General features: G+C 53.5%; 18 protein-coding genes and 1 pseudogene. 18 read left to right on the forward strand and 1 reads right to left on the reverse strand.

Translation table 11 applies throughout. The annotated features are described in order from the left end of the window. Positions 1 to 228, reverse strand: a 228-nt coding sequence (locus BN1143_RS22735; RefSeq protein ID WP_231570558.1) for a hypothetical protein, incomplete at its 3' end; no start/stop codon positions are given. Positions 229 to 297: 69 nt separating this feature from the next. Between BN1143_RS22735 and BN1143_RS05390 the strand changes: the two genes are divergently transcribed. The 18 genes and pseudogenes from BN1143_RS05390 (at position 298) to BN1143_RS21505 (ending at position 19799) form a co-directional block, all read left to right on the forward strand. After that, on the forward strand, positions 298 to 5160 hold the full coding sequence (locus BN1143_RS05390; RefSeq protein ID WP_231570559.1) for a hemagglutinin repeat-containing protein: 4863 nt from the start codon (positions 298 to 300) through the stop codon (positions 5158 to 5160). Next, entirely contained in the window at positions 5160 to 5492 is a 333-nt protein-coding gene (locus tag BN1143_RS21760) for an immunity protein YezG family protein (protein WP_082038441.1), read from the forward strand. The genes BN1143_RS05390 and BN1143_RS21760 overlap by 1 nt, the downstream gene beginning before the upstream one ends. Positions 5493 to 5652: 160 nt before the next feature. Further along, positions 5653 to 5901 (forward strand): DUF637 domain-containing protein, encoded by a 249-nt coding sequence (locus tag BN1143_RS22915; protein WP_082038442.1) that lies wholly within the window; start codon positions 5653 to 5655, stop codon positions 5899 to 5901. Beyond that, positions 5886 to 6689, forward strand: coding sequence for a DUF637 domain-containing protein (locus BN1143_RS21770; protein ID WP_082038443.1), 804 nt, complete (start codon positions 5886 to 5888; stop codon positions 6687 to 6689). Before BN1143_RS22915 ends, BN1143_RS21770 begins: the two co-directional genes overlap by 16 nt. A 616-nt stretch (positions 6690 to 7305) precedes the next feature. Beyond that, the gene (locus BN1143_RS05400) at positions 7306 to 7695 is read left to right on the forward strand and encodes a VENN motif pre-toxin domain-containing protein (RefSeq protein ID WP_042049902.1); all 390 of its coding nucleotides are present in this window, start codon (positions 7306 to 7308) and stop codon (positions 7693 to 7695) included. A 6-nt stretch (positions 7696 to 7701) separates the two neighbouring features. Continuing rightward, positions 7702 to 8625, forward strand: a complete 924-nt coding sequence (locus BN1143_RS22600; protein WP_197069845.1) for a ribonuclease domain-containing protein — start codon at positions 7702 to 7704, stop codon at positions 8623 to 8625. A 2-nt stretch (positions 8626 to 8627) separates the two neighbouring features. After that, entirely contained in the window at positions 8628 to 8918 is a 291-nt protein-coding gene (locus BN1143_RS21780) for a barstar family protein (RefSeq protein ID WP_082038444.1), read from the forward strand. 100 nt (positions 8919 to 9018) lie between these two features. Further along, positions 9019 to 9417 (forward strand): annotated as a pseudogene (locus BN1143_RS05405) (transposase); the annotation flags it as partial. A 31-nt stretch (positions 9418 to 9448) separates the two neighbouring features. Further along, positions 9449 to 9763 (forward strand): Imm42 family immunity protein, encoded by a 315-nt coding sequence (locus BN1143_RS22845; protein ID WP_082038446.1) that lies wholly within the window; start codon positions 9449 to 9451, stop codon positions 9761 to 9763. 8 nt (positions 9764 to 9771) lie between these two features. Further along, on the forward strand, positions 9772 to 9948 hold the full coding sequence (locus BN1143_RS22920) for an Imm42 family immunity protein (protein ID WP_197069846.1): 177 nt from the start codon (positions 9772 to 9774) through the stop codon (positions 9946 to 9948). A gap of 91 nt (positions 9949 to 10039) precedes the next feature. Continuing rightward, positions 10040 to 10435, forward strand: coding sequence for a CDI toxin immunity protein (locus tag BN1143_RS21790; RefSeq protein WP_082038447.1), 396 nt, complete (start codon positions 10040 to 10042; stop codon positions 10433 to 10435). 574 nt (positions 10436 to 11009) lie between these two features. Continuing rightward, positions 11010 to 11780, forward strand: a complete 771-nt coding sequence (locus tag BN1143_RS05410; protein ID WP_042049903.1) for a LuxR family transcriptional regulator — start codon at positions 11010 to 11012, stop codon at positions 11778 to 11780. A 230-nt stretch (positions 11781 to 12010) separates the two neighbouring features. After that, complete coding sequence (gene hcp1, locus BN1143_RS05415; protein ID WP_010634822.1) at positions 12011 to 12529, forward strand: type VI secretion system effector Hcp1; 519 nt, start codon at positions 12011 to 12013, stop codon at positions 12527 to 12529. Between the two features lie 216 nt (positions 12530 to 12745). Then, positions 12746 to 12964, forward strand: a complete 219-nt coding sequence (locus BN1143_RS05420; protein ID WP_414730662.1) for a hypothetical protein — start codon at positions 12746 to 12748, stop codon at positions 12962 to 12964. Positions 12965 to 12974: 10 nt separating this feature from the next. After that, positions 12975 to 15020, forward strand: coding sequence for a type VI secretion system Vgr family protein (locus tag BN1143_RS05425; protein ID WP_042049906.1), 2046 nt, complete (start codon positions 12975 to 12977; stop codon positions 15018 to 15020). Between the two features lie 5 nt (positions 15021 to 15025). Further along, positions 15026 to 15889, forward strand: a complete 864-nt coding sequence (locus BN1143_RS05430) for a DUF4123 domain-containing protein (protein WP_231570560.1) — start codon at positions 15026 to 15028, stop codon at positions 15887 to 15889. Then, positions 15886 to 19068 (forward strand): toxin VasX, encoded by a 3183-nt coding sequence (locus BN1143_RS05435; protein ID WP_042049909.1) that lies wholly within the window; start codon positions 15886 to 15888, stop codon positions 19066 to 19068. The genes BN1143_RS05430 and BN1143_RS05435 overlap by 4 nt, the downstream gene beginning before the upstream one ends. Continuing rightward, on the forward strand, positions 19068 to 19799 hold the full coding sequence (locus BN1143_RS21505) for a hypothetical protein (RefSeq protein ID WP_052444023.1): 732 nt from the start codon (positions 19068 to 19070) through the stop codon (positions 19797 to 19799). The genes BN1143_RS05435 and BN1143_RS21505 overlap by 1 nt, the downstream gene beginning before the upstream one ends. Positions 19800 to 19849: the final 50 nt, after the last annotated feature.

Here is a 19849-nt window from a genome sequence, read left to right on the forward strand (position 1 = left end):
GACTTCCAGTTGCCCAGCGGCAATAAGGGGCTCTTTACCGTCAACGGCAATAGCGACAGCCCCTATCTGATCGAAGTAAACCCCTTGCTGGCCAATCTGGGTCAGGCCGGCAGCGGCATGCTGGATCGTATCGATGCTGCGCTCCAGCAGCAGTTGCAGGGCGCGGGACAACTCTCTTTCGATGCGGTCTCTGGCAATGGCGGCATTGCCCAGGTGGCTGGTCAACATGCTGACTGGGCACTGCCGGGACGAGCAAGCAGCGGGGACCACTCCCCTGAGTTGCAGTCGTTAAGCGGTATGGCACTGTCAAACAGTGGCCATGTCGTCACATCAGGTCAGTGGCAACAGAGCCTGCAGCCTGATTTTCATGCAAATGGCTCCGGTCCGCACATAGTTGGCGGTACAGCCAGTGCGGCAGGTCAGTGGCAACAGAGCCTGCAGCCGGGTTGGCAAGCCTCCGTGGTCACGACCGTGGCGGTAACGGCGCCGGGCTCGGTACAGACCGGCTTACAAGCCGTGCCGGCGTTGGCGACCCAGCCGCAGCTTGAAACCAGCCCGACCCTGACCCAGGTCAACCAGTTCCTCGGCTCCAGCTACTTCTTCTCGCAGATGAACTATGCGCCGGAGAAAGACATCAAGCTGCTGGGTGATGCCGCCTTCGATACCCGGGTCATCCGGGATGCGGTGTTGGCCCAGACCGGCCGCCGCTTTATCAATAACGAGATGGGATCGGATCTGGCGCAGATGCGCACGCTCATCGACAGCGCGGTGCAAAACCAGCGCGAGCTGGGGCTGACCGCCGGGGTGGCTCTGAGCGCCGAGCAGGTAGCGCAGCTGGGCCGCAGCATGGTGTGGTGGGAGCCGGTCTGGTATCAGGGCAAGATCGTGCTGGCGCCCAAGCTCTACCTGACCGAGGCCGACAAACGCCACCTCTCTGGCAGCGTCATCACTGCCACCAACATCGATCTCACGGCCGGCGGCATCAATAACAGCGGCACCTTGCTGGCAGACGGCACTCTGTCGCTCAAGAGCGGCAGTACGTTGGTCAACCAGGGGCAGATCCAGGCGGGTGGGCGGCTTGAGCTGCTTGCCAAGGGGGATATTCTCAACCAGAACCTCATCAAAGGGGGAGACGTTGTTATTGCCTCGCGGGACGGCTCGGTACGCAATGAAACCCAGACGGCGCAACGCCACGTGGATGTCAACGGCGTGCTGTCGAATGAGCTGACCGAGCAGACCCGCTTCAGCCGCACTGACGTGGGTGAGATTGCCCGTATCGAGTCGGCGGGCAACCTGCTGCTGCAGGCAGGGCAGGATATCTCGCTGTCGGCCAGCAACCTGCTGGCGGGGCTCGACATGTCGTTGTCGGCGGGACGGGACATCAACATCGGCAGTGTCGAAGACCGCCGTAAATGGGAGGAGGGCAACAGCCGCTTCGCCCGGGTTGAGCAACTGATGAGCGGTCTTGAGGCGGGTCACACCCTGAGTCTGTCAGCTGAGCGTGATATCACCATCTCAGCGTCTTCCCTGGCTGCCAAAGGAGATGCTTCCTTGACTGCCGGCAATGAGCTCGTGCTCAAGACCGCCACTAATGATGCCAACCAATACACCACTCGTCGCAATGGGTACGACATCGTTCAGCAGCGTGAAGAGGTGGGGGCAAATCTGAGCGCCGATAACATTGCATTGCGCGCTGGCAGTGATCTGGCGATGCGTGCAGCTCATGTGCAGGCAGAAGGCGAGCTTGCTGTCACTGCCGGTCGAGACCTGCTGCTGGAAGCGGGTGATGCAATGGACTATCGCGAATCCTACACCAAGGAGAGCAAGAAGAAGGCACTCAGCAAGAAGACCACCACAAGCCACGACATTAGTGAACAGCACATGGCACAGGCTACCGAGCTGGGTGGTCAGTATGTGTTGCTCAAGGCTCAGCAGGATATGGCGGTCAAAGGCAGCAATGTGGTTGGGGATCTTGGCGCGACCCTGCTGGCTGGGTGCGACCTGAACATTGATACCGTCGATCTGCTCAATCGTGAGCTCCATTTCCGTGAAACCAAGCGCTCCGGCCTGATGGGCAGTGGTGGGATCGGCTTTACCATCGGCAAGCAGCAACAAAGTAGCGACATGGCGGGCACTACGCAGATCAGAGAAGGCTCCAGTGTTGGCAGTGTTCAGGGGGATGTCACGCTGCAGGCCGGTAACCGCCTGCAGATAAGCGCCAGCGATGTCATTGCAGGTCAGGATCTGCTGCTGGTAGGCAAAGATGTCGCCATCACCTCGGCTGAGCAGCAGATCACCCGCAAGGAGGAGTTCAAGAGTAAGAGTGGTGGGCTTACGGTAGCGTTGACCGGTGGCGCCGTCACTGCCTTGCAGAGCGCCTATGACACCGTCAAGACCAGCAAGGAGAGCAGCAACGATCGTCTGGTGGCGTTGCAGGGGGCCAAGGCGGCCATGAATGGTTATCAGGCCTGGCAGGGGATGCAGGCGATGGCGAATTCTGGTGGTGTGCCCGATCCCTCCTTTGTCGGGATCGCCATCTCGGTGGGCAACCAGCGCAGCCAATCCAACAGCCAGAGCAGCGAAACCAATGCACTGACCTCGGAGCTCAATGCCGGGGGGGATATCACCGTGTTGGCCAAGGGGGATGAGGCCAATGGCAGCGGCGACCTGATCGTCAGTGGCAGCAGCATCAAGGGGCAGAATGTGACGCTGGGCGCTGCACGTGACCTGGTGCTGCAATCGGCCGTCAACAGCAGTGACAGCAGCGGCAGCAATCACAGCAGTGGCTGGAATGCTGGTGTGAGCTTTGGATTTAGTCAGGGGAGTGCGGGGATCAGCATCTTCGCCAACATGAACGCCGCCAAAGGTAAAGAGAACGGGGATTCGGATCGCTATACCGAAACCAATATCACGGCCGGCGATATCCTGACCCTCAAGTCGGGACGGGATGCGACTTTGCTTGGTGCACAGGTGAGCGGAGACAAGGTAACGGCGGATATTGGCCGCAACCTGACCCTGACCAGCCAGCAAGATAACGATCACTACCAGAGCCAGCAGAGCAGTATTTCGGCGGGCGGCAGCTTTACCTTTGGCAGCATGACCGCCTCTGGTTACGTCAATGCCAGCCGTCAGAAGATCAACAGTGACTTTGAGAGCGTGGTAGAGCAGACCGGCGTCTTTGCCGGCAAACAGGGTTTTGATATCCGGGTGGGCGAGCATACCCAGCTCAATGGTGCCGTGCTGGCGGGTAGCGAGGATGCCGGCAAGAACCATCTGTCCACCGGTACGCTGGGGTGGAACGATCTGGTTAACCGTGCCGAGTACAAGGTTGAAAGCCAGAGCATTGGCATCAGTGGTAGTGGTGGCTCCAAGCAGGGCTTATCAGGCAAGGGTGAGCCGACTGCTGCAACCGTACTAGGCGGCAGCAACAGCAGCGGCAGCGCCAGTTCGACCACCTTCGCTTCAATCGGAGCGGGTGATATCGAGATCCGCAATACAGCCGGCCAGCAACAGGATCTGGTGAGTTTGCATCGTGATCCCACCCAGGCGGTCAACGGGCTTTCTCCCATTTTTGACAAGCAAAAAGAGCTGGCAAGGATGCAGGAGGCCCAGCTGATTGGTGAGGTCGGACAGCAGGCGACCCAAATGGTGGTCAGCCACCATCTGGCTGAAGCCAATGAAAAGGCCAAGGATGATCCTGAGTACGCCAACAGCAAGGAGTACAAGGCGCTGCAGGAAAAATGGGGCGTGGGCAGCGACTTCCAGCGCGGGATGCAGGCTGCGACGGCGGCACTGCAAGGCTTGGCGGGGGGCGACCTGACCCAGGCTGCAGCCGGGGCCGCGGTCCCCTACCTGGCCCAGATGGTCAAACAACAAACCGATGATGGTGTCTCTAGGGTCATGGCCCATGCGCTGGTGCAGGGAGCGCTGGCCACCGCCCAGAACAAGAATGCCATGGTCGGAGCCACCGGTGCTGCGACTGGCGAGCTGGTTGGTATGATGGCGACCGAGCTTTACCACAAAGAAGCCAGCCAGCTGACAGAGGGAGAGAAGGAGACAGTCTCCACCTTGGCGACTCTGGCTGCTGGATTGGCGGGTGGTTTGACCGGAGATAGCTCCGCCAGTGCTTTGGCCAGCGCCCAGACCGGTAAGACGGTGGTGGAGAATAATTCACTGGCAGGAGATAAAGCTCGTGAATCTCTGAAAGGGAGCAATGAGTGGTGGAAGCAGCGAGTCCGAGAGACGCTGGGTGAAAATACTTCATCACAAATCACTAATGGTGTTCTAAATGCGTTGACAGAAGTAGGTGATTCCGGGCTACTGGCTGTGGACTCGGCGTTTGATGTTGCTGCGGCACTGGTTACCTGTAGCTTGGGTGAAGCTTATTGCAACCAGGCCAAAAGTGACCTTGGCAAGAAGAATCAAGCAGCTTCCGATGCGGTAAATGCAGTCATGAGTGGTGATGCATGGGCTGCTGTAAAAGGTACGGTAGGCAAAGCGGCGCAGGGCGATCAGGTTGCCTTGGAAAATTTGGCGGGTGTCTTGGCTGGTGCACTGGTTCCGGCGAAAGGGACCGGTTTAATTAAAAGTGGTGATCGGGTTGTTGCTGTTATTTCGAAAGAGACTGGTAGCAGTCTGTTAACTACTGGTGAAAAAGGTGCGGCTCAAGTTCTGCGTGAAGTAGAGGTGAGTTCTGGTGGAAAAGGCGCATGGACGAAGGAACTAAATAAACCAGAGCCAAATACAATTTATAAGGTTGATGGAAATAAAACTTATCAAACAGATAGCCTTGGGCGTGTTGAAAAAGTTGAATCCAATCTCTCACTGACTAAAAATGATCGCAATACTTATCAGCAATGTGTTGCAGGGAAATGTGGTATTAGCGGCGATGAGGGTGGGCACTTAATAGCAAGTGTATTTAATGGCCCGGGTGAACGTCTGAATTTACTTCCTATGAATGCGAATTTGAATAAAGGGGCTTGGAAGAAAATGGAGAATGTTTGGGCTAAAGCATTAAATGAAGGGCAGAGCGTTAAGATTGATATCCGGCCATCGTACATTAGTGATGGCACTAGACCGGATAAATTTAAAGTTGTATATTCAATGGGTGGTGGACGACCAATTGAAAAAGTATTCAATAACGCGCCTGGAGGAAAGTGATGCGGACCGACCAAGAGATTTATAATGATATAGGCTCAATATTATTATCAATTGCTCCTGATGATGCAAAAAAGATTATTTTATGCGCTAAGTTAGAGCCGGAAAGTGATTCTGGCGAATTTACTTATGATTATATTGATAATCATGGTGGGCAACACTGGATAACTGAAACCAGGGATGCAAGCGAAAAACTTTTAGATTTACTTGTTGAGCTGAGGGGGGTTTTAGTTGATGCTTTTAAATCACAGGAAAAATCGTTCTGGCATAGTTGTGAAATATCAATAAATATTGATGATCTTAAAATAAATATTACTTTTGGGTACAATGACTAACTGAAAACCGGTGTCTTGCGGGCTGACATATTGACCCGTTTTTGGCAGTGCCCGGGGTAATGTCGCCCTGGATACAAAATCTGGGACACTCACCATTTTTGACAATGGGGGCTGCTGAGGGAACTGCTACAGCGGCCATGGCCAACGCTGCTTTAGTACTTTGGTTAGTCAGGCAACTATCTCCACCATCAACAATGGCGGCAATTTGGGAGCGGTACTCAAAGAACTGGGCAGCAGCGCCAATATCAAGCAGTTGGCCACCTCGGTGGCAACGGCGGGGGCCTTGACTGGTTTTAACGAATGGGCTGGCTTGTCAAGCGGTACCCCCAACGCTCCCTATGCCCAGCTGGGGGCAACTAAAATACCTTCAACCGGGTCACCAGCAACGCCGGGATTAGTGCCGGAATAGATAGCACCATCAATGGCTCCCACTTTGCGGATGCCTTTAAAGCCAGCCTGTTATCCAATATTCAGGGGGAAGTGGGTAAAGCCACGGCCAACTGGATAGGGGATCAAGGCATTAAATTTGATGCTGCCAACAGCCCGTTGGCAGAGGCAGGGAAAATCGCTGCCCATGGGGTGGCCAGCGGTGCCATGTCGGAACTCGCCGGTGACTGGAGCCTGGGGGCCTTTAGCAGCAACGAGGAGTATCAGGTTGCCCTCAACAAGGTATTGGGTGGACTTGCGGCAGTGGCCGTCACCGGGGATGAAAACGACTTCTATACTGGTGCAGACCGGGCTGAGACGGTGCATCGGTACAATGCGATGGCACATACGTTAGCCGCGCTGACAGCGCGCGATCCTGAACAATTTGCCAAGTTGATGGAGGCTAAAAGAAATCAATACAAGACTTGTGGTGAATCGGCAGAATGTAAAAAAATGATGATTGCTGGTTTGGGATTAGTGGGCTTGCCCCTGCTTCCATCAGAGTTGCTAGCTGTGGGGGGAATAGGGGGAGGGGCCAAATTTGGGTTTGAGCTGTGGAATAATAAAGGTGACTTAAGTAAAGTTGATGTGGGCGAGGTTGTATTTTCTACTTACTTAAGTGCAGGTACAGTAGGTTGGAGCTTCTGGCCAACTGTAGCTGTCAATTCTGCAGGTGGAGCTTATACGAGCCATTTGAAAGGAGAAGATCCACTTGTCGGTGGTTTCGCGAGTTCTTTGGGAGCTGGTACTGGATATTGGACCGGTAAATAGGTTGAACCATTGGCAAAAAATTTATTTAACGTGAACCCAGATGGTATAAAATATGAGTTCATTGACATAGGTTTGACTATACAAAAGAACAAACCGGAAAGTATTATTTCGAGTTATTTTGGAAATGCAGGTGGTTCCATTTCATCGGAGCTATCAACCAAGTTTTTTGAATGTGAATTAAAAGAGGCTGGCTGGTGAGGTATTTTTCTGGAGTGTTTTTTATATGTTTGCCAATTATATTTTCCATTATTGGTGGCATTATTTATATTTCTGTAAATTTCTTTACATTCATATTCTATGGACGTAAATTGAATCTGTCATGGTCATTATTAATTTCATTTGCAGAGAAAGGTGCAATGTATGGAGTATCGCTTAGTGGTGTCTTTCTTCTGCTTTTAATATGTTCGATAGTTAGGTCTAAATTTTTATCATGGCGGCGTTAGAACTCTCTTTTTCAAGTCGTTGGTGATGAGTTGAGAGGAATAAATAGTAGCTATTAGTAGTGGATATTTATTGGAGAAGATTGTTGTATATACATCTATCAGTGTCGTGACCCTTTATCTGGCTCAGTTGGTGCCCATCCTGGGTGATGGCCCATACCTAGAATAAGAACGCCATGGTCAGTGCAACCGGCGCCGTGACTGGTGAGTTGGTCGGCATGATGGCGACCGAGCTTTACCACAAAGACGCCAGCCAGTTGACAGAGGGGGAAAAGGAGACCGTCTCCACCTTGACTACTTTGGCAGCCGGATTGGCAGGTGGTTTGGCCGGTGATAGCTCCGCCAGTGCTTTGGTCAGCGCCCAGACCGGTAAGACGGTGGTGGAGAATAATCTGCTGGCCCCGTCAGAATACAGAGCCTTAAGCAAAGCGCTGGATGATTTTGATAAGGGTAAAAATCCGCTTGAAGCTGCCAAAAAAATAGTGTCGTTGACCAACAAAGATAACGTCACCGATGACTTGCTATATCAGCTGCAACAGGGGAAACCCCTGTCTGAACAAGACTAGCGGATCTTGGCATCAGCTCTGGATCAGTATGGTTATGAGTTACAAACCAAGTATGGATATACAGAGCAGCAAGCCTTTGCTGCAATTGAAAAGGTAAAGGCTGGCGAGGCTATTGTTGCCCCAGCGGCAGATGTAGCCACCTATAACAAAGCGAGAGCCTACCTAATAAACTATGGCATTCAATCCGGGCAGGCTGCGGTAGGTACAGATGTATTATTGGCTCTGCCGGGTAATCTTGGCACGATACTACGTAGTACGGTGGCTGCAGGCGGTGCATATCAAGCTGGCACCGGTGTAGGGCAGTTGCTAGAAGGCCAGAATGTCGATGGCCTAATCAACGCGGGCTTGGGCACTGCCGCGATTTTTGGTAGTGTGGCTGCAAATAAGATGATTGGAAGCACTGGTGCCGCCCCTAAGGTAGTGGCGGAGGGTGGTATTGGTGTCGCGAAGACGGCCGCCGAGGCCAAAGCAGAGGCTGTCGCGAAGGTTGCTAGTAAGGCTGAATCAGCAGTAATAAAAACAGCTAATGCCTCCAATGCGGCACATAACGCTGCAATGTATGCTGGCCTAAAAATGGATCTTAAAACCACTCAAGCAGCAAATGAGGTAGTGGAAAGTTTACGTAATACAGGCAATTTTCCACCAAACTACCTTACAAAAGAGATAGCTATGGGGAGTGGCTGGAAACCAGGTAAGGCGTTGAATAATAGCGTTCCTAATGGACAAATTGGCGGGGATGTATTCAAAAATGAGAGTAATATATTGCCATCGGCACAGGGGCGAACTTGGCACGAAGCTGATGTTGGTTTAGATAGTAAAATGTCTAGAGGCAATCAACCTGGAACTCGCCTGCTATACTCAAGTGATGGTGTATTATACATCACAACAGACCATTATAAGACCGCAACTTCAATCGGCAAGTGGAAATAAACATGAGAAAAGTCATTTTAGATGGTTCGAAAATAGAATCCGAATCTGATTTTCACAGAACTATTTCTGAGTTATTAAATTTTGGTCCATATTATGGCAGAAATCTCGATGCGCTATGGGATCGCCTAAGCACAGATGTTGAAAGACCAATCGAAGTGATCTGGTTAAACTCCGAAAAATCAAGGGAGTGCCTTGGTGAGTGTTTTTATAAAATCGTTGAAACTTTTGAGCAAACAAAGCAACAAGATATTAAATTTAATTGGGATGAGAAATTTAACTATACATTGAAATAATTGTTGATGCCTCCGAACCGCGGGAGTCCGGGACACCCACCTTTTTGACAGAGGCGTAGTGCTGTTGTTGACTTGAGAGGTCATCGTTGAGGGATGCGCCATGACCATTGCTCGTTCACGTCAAATCAGCTTGCAGGATACGCCTTACTACCACGTGGTCAGTCGCTGTGTGCGGCGAGCTTTTCTGTGCGGAGAGGATTCCTACTCCCAGAGTTACGAGCATCGACGCCAATGGGTGGTCGACAAGTTGGGGCAACTGTCGCGGCTGTTTGCTATCGACATTTGTGCTTACGCGGTGATGAGCAATCACTATCATCTGGTGCTCAAGGTTGAGCCAGATACTGCGGCCAGCTGGAGTGAGCGGGAGGTGGCTGAGCGCTGGGCGGCGCTTTTCCAGTGGCCGCATTTGGGCAGGCGTTGGTATCAGGGGGAGATGTTGATAGAGCCCGAACTGGCTGTTGTGCAGCAATTGCTTACTCAATGGCGGGAGCTGCTTCACGATAAAGAAATTAAAGAGTTAAAGGGGAAAAATGATTTTCGGTCAACCTTTTGAGTTCGCTGTTTTTTATGAGATATTGGAGGAAACAGATGACGAACATTGGAAGTTTGGGATTTTCATGTTTTTTATTGAGGATGAAATATATCCATCAAAAGGTTCTAATTATACATTGCCTATGGCTATTGATTATCTTAAAAATACTCATCAAGAGGTAACTGATAGCCAAGATGAAGGGTTAGATATGTCAATGAATGCCCATGCTTTATTAAAGGTATTAGCTCATTCACATGGTATGCCACTTGATTGTGAACTTGATGATATGGAATTGCCTGATTCAAAAAAATAGGGGTTTTTTTGAGCCCTCTTGAAATAGCTGATACAGGATTTTATCTTTTTTATTGTTTAGGGGATAATGAAAATGAACATTTGGTATATAGTCATGATTATGGGAGTACAGCTAAAAAAACAACTTTAAATAAAGGCACCGTTAGTAGTGTTTTGGATAAGCTTCCATACAAAGAATCAATATAGTGTTGACGGGAAATCTGGGATACCCACCTTTTTTGATGGAAATTAAAAAGATTTCGAAAAAATATTGAAACGGTTAAATAGGTAGGAGCAAATGAATTTATTTGAAGAGTGTAAAAATGCTCTCAGTGCAGATTTTTATGTTATTGAGGGCGTGGCCTGTAAAAATGTTATGAACATTCTGAACAGGTATCCGCTTTCAAATGGATACATGGACTGGTCAAAAATAAAATACAAGGACTACGAAAGCGTCAATGAATTATTAATTTCAAATGTTATAAAGAATGATGATGTGTTCGTTTTTGCGGATGACTCTAGCATTCCTATTTTTAGAACAAAACTGAAATTGATCGCTGAAAACATTTATGATGTTACTGCTTTATCACCGAAATTGTTTATTTTTAACAATGAAGTTATATTGCAACCTTTATTTCCAACTGATAGGGTTCGTTTGGCTGTTTTGGACATAAATTCGATCAACAAAGCGTAATATGGCATTCGCGATATCAGCGTGTTTGCCAATCAACACGTCGCCAAAGGCAAGAATCTGGGTAACACTGAGTGCTATCGAAACTAATAACACAGCCGGTGATATCCTGACCCTCAAATAGGGGCGGGATAGAACCATGCAGAGAGTATGGATAAAGGATACGAGGTAGCAGAGCTGTATCTCGGCTGGAGGCAGCTTTACCTTTGACTGCATGAATGCTTCTGACAACGTCAATGCCAGCCGTCAGAAGAGCAACTGTGGCTGTGAACGTGTAGTTCAACAGACTGGCGTCTTGCCAGCCAGCAGAGTCTTGATATCTGGGGTAGCACACCCAACGGGCCGGTAGCGAGGGGGCAAGAACGGCCTTTCCACCGGTGCCTTAGGCTGGGACGCCACGATACTTCTGACTTTTTTGTAGTGTTTTATTACAAATTTTTCTCTTCGGTAGCATAAAGTGTGGGAGAGTTCTGATTTTTAGACCTGCTGGGGTGTGTCATCTATTGACGCTTGTTAACATTCAGCATGTTTCCATGTTTGGCCACCTTATCTTGTGCATGATCCTCATACCCCGGAAATGAATACCCTGCACGCGCTGGATCTCATCGGCCAGTTCGAGACGGCGGCTGACGAGCGCGCCATCGTGACCCTGCTGCGCGAACTGAGCGGTCGCATGGGATTCGACTATTTTCGCCTTGCCCTGATCTTCCCCAGCACCATCCAGCGTCCTGACGTCATCATCTTCAACGGCTGCCCACAGGCCTGGGTGGATACCTATACCGGCAGCGGCTTCTTTGCCATCGACCCCATCGTCAAGTGCGCCATGACCAGAAGCACGCCCATTCTATGGGCCGATGTGGTGAACGATGAGGAGCGTTGTGATGAACAGGGCCGGGAGGTGATGCAGCTGGCCAGCGAGTACGGCATTCGCGACGGTATCACCCTGCCCTGGCACGGTGCCAACGGTCATGTCGGCCTGCTCTCCTTTATCACAAGTACAGCTCGTACCAGCCAGCAGTGGCTCTCTGCTGTGCCCTTTATCAGCTGGCTCTCCATGCATATCTTTGAGGCGGTGGCCCGGGTCTGTCTGGCAGGGCAGTCACCGCACGATGCGTTGAGTTTGCGGGAGCTGGGGGTGTGTCGCTGGGCGGCGGAGGGCAAGCAGGTGAGCGATATTGCCCAGATCCTCGGGATCACGCCCCGTACCGTGACGTTTCATCTGAACAATGTGGTCAACAAGCTGGGGGCCAGCAGCAAGAGCCAGGCCATCTCATGGGCATTGAAACAGGGGATGGTCAGGCTGAACGTGGAGATGGCGCTGGTGGCTAATGTGGATGAGGAGCAGTGATTCTGTTTGTGGCAAGCAACTCGTTGCGTAGATAGCAAGATGTTCCACTGCATGTGCAAGAATTTATGGTGCAATAACCTGCTGGTTGCAACTTTTTGCGCCACGCATCAGGCCGGCTTGCTTGATTGTTAGTTAATGCTTTGAAAAATATGGATAAAAAAGAGTGGCATGGTCGCTGCTAACCGGTTCGGTCGAGTGTCATTACCGTTCAACCAATCAGGAGCAAACTCATGCCAACTCCATGTTATATCAGCATCGAAGGTAAAACCCAGGGCAATATCACCGCCGGTGCCTTCACTTCCGATTCCGTCGGCAACATCTTCGTGCAGGGCCACGAAGACGAGATGCTGGTACAAGAGTTCCAACACGTCGTCACCGTACCGACCGATCCGCAATCCGGTCAGCCTGCTGGTCAGCGTGTCCACAAGCCGTTCAAGTTCACCGTGGCCCTGAACAAGGCCGTACCGCTGATGTACAACTCCCTGGCTTCCGGCGAGATGCTGCCGAAAGTGACCCTGAAGTGGTACCGCACCTCCGTCGAGGGCAAGCAGGAGCACTTCTTCTCTACCGTGCTGACCGATGCCACCATCGTCGACATCGACTGCCAGATGCCGCACTGCCAGGATCCGGCGAAGTCTGACTTCACCCAGCTGATCCAGGTCTCTCTGGCCTATCGCAAGATTGACTGGGAGCACACCGTGGCCGGTACTTCCGGTGCGGATGACTGGCGCGCACCGATCGAGGCCTAATTCTCGATCTCTTATTGCCGTTATTCCTTGTAGTGCACCCCATGGCCTGGTGATGGCAGTGTCAGCTGTCGTCAGGCCAGTGCAAGCTTTCTCCGACCCGTTCAGCTGGATGCGGTCGGAGCTTTTGTGTTTTGCCATATGGCTGCGAGCCGACCTTATTGCAAAGCACAACAGAGGCCAGTCGTCATGTGTTCCACCATTGCATCGTCCGGTGACATGCTCACCGATCAGGATGGGATTCCCCCATCGACAGTTGCCAGAATCGATTGCAAGCCGCTGGCCCCTTACGACAAATCCGACCATCCCCTCTGTCCGCGCAGCATCTCGGGCGGCGTCGGCTCTGTGCTGGTCAACGGCAAGCCCATCACAGTGACCGGCACCGCCGTCGGCTGCGGCGGTGTGGTGATTGGCTCGGGCAGCGGACAGGCAGGTTAAGGAGCGCTTCATGGCAGACAGCACAGGATTACAATTTACCGTCAAGGTGGGGGCCCTGCCCGAGAGCACTTTCGTGGTGGTCGAGTTTGCACTGGATGAAGCGCTGAATCGGCCGTTCAATCTGCGCCTGGAGCTGGCGAGTGCCCAGCCCGACATCGACTTTGGCGCCGTACTGGACCAGCCGTGCGAGCTCTTGGTGTGGTACAACGGCGAGCCGCAGCGCCGGGTGTGCGGGGTGGTCAGTGACTTCGTGCAAGGGGATAGCGGTTTTCGCCGCACCCGCTATCAGCTCATGGTACAGCCAGCCCTGTGGCGGCTCTCTTTGCGCCAGAACTCCCGCATCTTCCAGGCGCAAAAGCCCGATGAAATCCTCTCAATCTTGTTGCAAGAGCACGGCATCACCGACTATGCGTTTGCCCTGAAAAACGAGCACGCCAAGCGGGAATACTGCGTCCAGTACCGGGAAACTGACCTCGATTTCGTGAACCGCCTCGCCGCCGAAGAGGGGATGTTCTACTTCCACGAGTTTGAAGCGGGCAAGCACCGCATCGTCTTTGCCGACGACGCGGCCGCCCTGACTGCCGACCTCGAGCTCTTCTTCAACCTCGGCAACCGCTCGCTGGAGCAAGGCCCCTATGTGCGCCAGTTCCACTATCGGGAGGCGGTGCGCCCCTCGGACGTGGAGCTCAAGGATTACAGCTTCAAGACTCCGGCCTACGCTCTCTCCCACAAGAAACAGGGCGCAGAGCTCGAACACCAGCGCGATACCTACCAGCACTTCGACTATCCGGGTCGCTACAAGCAGGATGGCAGCGGCAAGGCCTTTGCCCAACATCGGCTGGATGCGCTGCGCAACGATGCCGTAGCCGGCAGTGGCAAGTCCAACTGCGCGGCCTTGCAGCCGGGGCAGAGCTTCTCACTCACCGAACATCCCAACGGCAACCTCAACACCGACTGGCAAATCGTGCGCATCCAGCACACCGGCTTGCAGCCACAGGCACTGGAAGAGGAAGGGGGCAGCGGCCCCACCGTCTACCACAACGAGTTCGGGGTGGTGAAAGCGAGCACCACCTGGCGGGCACGCATCGGCAGCCCGGAGGCTCCTCACAAGCCCATGGTGGACGGCCCGCAAATCGCCATGGTGGTTGGCCCCGAGGGGGAAGAGATTTACTGCGACGAGCATGGCCGGGTGAAACTGCAGTTCCCGTGGGACCGTTACGGCAGCTCCAACGACCAAAGCTCCTGCTGGGTGCGAGTATCGCAAGGTTGGGCTGGGGGGCAATACGGCATGATGGCGATACCCCGCATCGGCCACGAGGTCATCGTCTCATTTCTGGAAGGTGACCCCGACCAGCCCATCGTGACCGGTCGCACCTACCACGCCACCAACCGGCCGCCCTACGAGCTGCCGGCCAACAAGACCCGCACCGTGCTGCGCACCGAAACCCACCAGGGGGAGGGCTTCAACGAGCTGCGCTTTGAAGACCAGGCGGGGCAGGAAGAGATTTACATCCACGGTCAGAAAGACCTGAACGTGCTCATCGAAAATGATGCCGCCTGGCACATCAAGCATGACGAGCATCGGGATATCGACAACGAGCGGGTGACCCGCATCAAGGCTAATGACCACCTGACGGTAGAGGGCGAGAAGCGCGACCAGATAAAAGCCGACTACTCGCTGACGGTGGATGCCAGCCTGCACCAGAAGCTGGGGCAGTCCCTGCTGGTGGAGGCGGGGAGCGAGGTGCATCACAAGGCGGGCATGAAGATAGTGATGGAAGCAGGGGCAGAGCTGACCCTCAAGGTCGGCGGCAGCTTTGTGAAGCTTGATGCCGGCGGCGTTACCCTCAGTGGCGGCTCCATCAAGATGAACTCGGGCGGCAGTCCGGGTTCAGGTTCCGGCTGGGGCGGCCAGATGCCGATCCAGCCTGGTGCGGTTGAAGTGGTGGCGCCACCGCCTCCCATGGACCCCGCACGTCAGATTGCGACGCTCAAGTCTGCCGAACCTGTGTGCGAGATCTGTGAGCAACTGGCCAGACAGGAGGGTGGTGGCTGATGGCCATGGCTTTAGTCGCAGAGCGTCCCGACATCGAGCTGAACAGAGGTGAGCAACTCTATCTATTGCTAGATGGGGCGCGCATTCCCGCGCTGGAGCGAGTATTGTTCGAGCAGGACGCATCGCCTTCCTATCAGCCTGTTTACCTTCACGCCCCCTGGGACAGCTTGCGAGAAGTGAGCCCCTGTCTGGTCTGTGCAACGCCCAATTTGCTGGATTGGTTTATGCAAAACCGCGATGCATCATGGGGTTACCTGCTATCGTCCCCTCTTTCTCTGTTGTCGTTGGCCGAGCGACTGCGTGGGCTTATCGAGGTGGAGAGTCCCTATGGCAGCAGGATTTTGCTCAAGCTGGCCATGCCGGAGACCATGTGGCGGCTGTTTATGGATGATGAACCCTGGCTCTGGCAGGGGGTGGCTCAAGTCTGGATCCCGACCCGGCAGGGGGAGGGGCTGGTGTGGCAGCACAAGGTTGCCGCGCCTGGAATGGGGTCCCCCATGGGGGAGCGCCTGCGACTTTCCGACGCGCAGTGGCGCCGTCTGGGAGAGGTGAGCTGGTTGAACACCCTCGATGGGATAAGAGCGCACATGCACACCTGGTTTGGGGCTCGCATGCTGACGCTGCCAGAACCCATGGCCTGGATTGCCCATTGGGCTGATTACGCCTATGCCCAGGGATTCGAGAGCGAGCGGGATCTGCTGCTGTTTTTCAATGTGATGGGGTATCTCGGCAGTGGCTGGTTCGATGAAGATGAGCATCCCCGGATCAAGGCGTTGATTACCCAGCGTTCTCCCCAGACCCCTTCGCAACGTATCGAGCAGGCCGCCGAGCTTGCTGCCGCATTGAGCAACAAGGATCAAGACGCATGAGTACGCCCAATCAAGCCGCCCAGTGTGCAAACACGACCGACAGCAAGAGCCCGGCAGGAGTCTGTCCGCTCAAGAACAAGAAGATTGCCATCATCCCGGTGCGTTATGCCCTGGATGAGCCGTTCTCCCCGCCACAAAAGCAGCCTCACCCTGTCCCCGCCGGAGCAGGCTTTGTGGTGCCTCTCAAGTTGAAAGAGAGCGGTTATGCCTTGCGCCAACTGCGTGATGGCTGGCTCTATGTGTATGACGAAAAGACCAAGACATTTGATGAGTACGAGATAAAAGGATCGACCTTCATCAACCAGAGCAAGGGAAGCAAGGGGCATCTGCTCTACCCGGCGAGCCATACCCTCTCCCTCGCTTATTCTCCCCAGCGCTGGACGGGGCGCATCAAGCATGAGATGGAAAAGAGCGGCGGTTTGCGCACCACCTGGATGCGGCAGGTGAAACTGGGCAGTTTTGCCAGCACCATGAAGGCCCCTCATTGCGGTCTGCCAGATGTACTCGACAAGGTTGCGGACCTGGGGATGTCCAACAAGGGATTTGTGCTCTCTTCTACCCCTCTTGCCAAGCCTGCCGAAGAGGACAAGCAGGGGATCAAGTTGCTGGCTCACAAACCTGCGAGTTCACCGACTGCCTACAAGGCGGGCATACAGGATCCCAAGAGCGCCATGGTGGTCGCTCTGGAGGACCCGCTGGCCGACCTTGCCGACCTTTCCATGAAGGTCAATCAACTGCTCGCCAAGCGCGAAGCTCTGCTGGGGAAAGATGATGCCACCATCAAGGTCAACAGCCACAAGCTGATGATGGCGGAGGTCACGCGCAACCTGGCCAGGGTGCGGCTCGACGAGAAGGAGTTGCCCGCCTCCATCAGGGGCAATGTCGCCAGGACCCAGGCCTTTGAAGAGGCGCTGGATGATTATCTTGGGGATCGCTACCTCGCCGACATGGAGAGCATGACGGCAGAGCCCGGGATGGTGCGGTTCAACTCCCCCATGGAGAAACGGGCTGATGAGAAGCTGAAAATCTTGCGGGAACAATATGGTTTCAACCCATCCCAAAAACAGGTTTCCCAATGGAAAGAGCGCGCCGCCTTCCAGGATGAGGTCAACTGGAGCGGGCTCAATGCGTTTATCAAGCAGTATCAGGTGCCACTCAATGAGCTGGAGCTGGCCCTGACGCGGGCTCATGAAGATCTGTTCAACGGTGTGGCCCGTCTCAAGGCCGATCCGCTGCCCTTTGGTCTAGACAACAGAACACCCAAGGGACAAGCCTATCTGCAGACCCTGTTTGCCGAGGCCGGGCCGGTTCTCTCTCTTAGCTGCCGCACGGAGGAGAGGAAGAAAGCGCTGGAGAAACTGCTGGGCGAAAAGAGCCGCGACAACTTGCTGGCGCTGGCCCCTTATGGCTTTGATGCCGCGTTGCACAAGGGACTGAGCGAGCTGACGGTAGACAATGCCTGGCTCAGCACCTCCTCTGGCGATATGACAGCCCTCTTTGGTAGAACGGCTGATCTGGAGACGCTACTGGGGGACGAGAGATTCAAGCAAAAGTCCTGGTTCCAGACGATCGAAGCCGTCATTGAAGCCATGAAAGTGGCTGGAAAATCCATGGCCAAGGGGGCTCACGCCCAGATCATGGCGGCCATCTTGCCCCACGCCTGGAAGAACAGCCTGGCGGGCAACCTCAGGCTGGTATTGCTGGAGTCCCTGCTCGGCGACCAGCCGCTGCAGGTCAACCGAGACTATCGGATGCTCCACAACCGCTTCCAGCAGAAGGTCTGGATCATTGTGAAGGAGATGTCTGCCATCAGCTCCCCCCCTCCCGGGCGCAGCACCACGGTGAAGGCCATCAACGGTCAGCTAAAAACCTTGCAGCAACAGCTTGATACCCTGATTGCCAGCGAAATGCCCCTGCTGGTGAAACTGAAAGGCGATCTCTACCAGCAACAAGCCAGACAATATGTTGGTGACTATCTGGCGAGCGTGCGTAGCGGCGTGAATCAACGCATCACGGCCATGAACGAGAGAATTCCCAATCTGGCGACCTTTGGCGGGCTGGTTGCCCTGCTCAACCTCTGGAATCTGACAGTGGTCATCGCAGGGACGGCGCAAAACGCCCAGTCCATCGGTCGGGAACGGGCAAATATGCAGTTGGGCTCTGCCTTCGCCTGGACGGGCAATGCCATCGCCGCGCTCTATCAGGGGGCTGCATGGGAGAAGTTAAAGCCGCTCACTACTGGTGGGGGTAAACGAGCCCTGACAGCAATCTCGATAAAAGCAGCAATAAAAGAAGGTGAACATGCGGTCTGGGTTAAAGCCTTCTCTCTACGGATGCTGGCGTTTGCTGGGTTAGGTGCTGCGGCAGCAGGACTGGAAGCTTGGGATGCCACATTGGCTAGCAAAGACCCTTTAATTAGCGAGATGGAAAGAACTTTGCTGGTTTCGAAGGAGTATGTTCTTTGGGGACAAACGGGCATTTTTGGGGTCCAAGTATTGCTTACGCTGGTGAGTCGTGGTGCTGGGGGATTCGCAATCGGTACCGTTTTTGCCCCCTGGATGGTTGTCGGGCTCTTTGTGCTGGGTATCGCCTATCTGGTACTGACAGTGTTGCTTAATATCTTTAAGCGCTCGGATCTGGAGAAATGGTTGCTGCAATCAACCTGGGGCAAGCAGCCTGCCAACTGGTCTGCCGAGGATGAACTGGCTCGCTTCGAGTCGCTGGTCAATAAACCGGGTGCCAGCCTGGCGGTAGTGCGCTCCCCGGCCCAGGGCTGGATGGACAGCGGCCGCCCCCAGTGGCAGTTGCAACTCTCGCTGCCGACTCACTTGCGAGGGCAGACTATAGGTTTAAAGGTCATCGGTCAGCCAATTGCTCGCGCCGGTCAAATGGTGCCGGTGCGTTCCAAAGAGGATCTGACGCGCTATCAGGCTGCCATGCAGCCCAGAACGCTGGAGACACAACGCGGACGTTGGGATGAGATGGTCTATACCCTGCCGCTGGGGATTGATACCAATTCGGCTATCAAAGTGGAGTTAGGGTATCTCGGGGGTATGATTCAGCGGCAATTTGTCTTCAAGGGCAGCAGTAGCAGTGGTGGCCCAGTCACATTGAATAGCAGCAGCGGCGATCTGGGTACCATGCCCGCGTTGGTGGTCGGCAAGCAAGGGAATAAATAATGGATAAGGTAAATGAGGTAGTTGAAGCGTGCGAGCAGGAGACCCCTTTTCATCTATTATCGCAGGAAGAACAACAGCGCATTCTCGATGCTAATCAGAAGAAAGTGCGTGAAGCCCCTACGCTACATGAGTGGAATATTAGGGTGGAAACACCTTTTGTTTGGCTAGTTATATCAATCCCAGTCGGTATTATGATGTCTATTGGTATGTGGCTGGTGTATAGCGATGATGATGCTGGTTGGGCTCCTATTATCATGGGAGCAATAGTTGCGGCCTTTACTCGTTACTTATGGTTGGCAGATAAAAACTATCATTACCGGCTCACAACGGAAGGTGTTATCGTCACCTATCAGGATGCTATTCCAGAGGCTGCCTACACTATAGTGCGTGGCTTGGCTTGGCTTGGTGTGGTGGTTTGTGTGATGGCAGTGGCTGTATTGGGGCCATTAGCCTTGGTTGGTGCAGGCGGCATGGCGCTCTTTGCGGTGTTTTTCACTAACTTTAAGAGTGAAGTTTCAGTGCATGAAACCATGTTTAGAAAAGACTGGCCCTACACGCTTTCTATTTCTAATAGGAAAAAGGCACTGAGATTTGAATCCACCCCCTTTAAAGTCGCATATAGCGACAATTTATATTGTAAGTCTGAGGATTTTGAACGTGTTATTGAAATGATTAAAAATCAAATCAGGTGTGTCGATATAAAAAATATAAAAGGTCATCCAATGATTTGATTCTAATGTCTCGACTGCCATTGAGAAATAACTGTTATTGCTATTCACTA

This window comes from Aeromonas dhakensis (genome assembly GCF_000820305.1).
GTDB classification, from domain to species: domain Bacteria; phylum Pseudomonadota; class Gammaproteobacteria; order Enterobacterales; family Aeromonadaceae; genus Aeromonas; species Aeromonas dhakensis.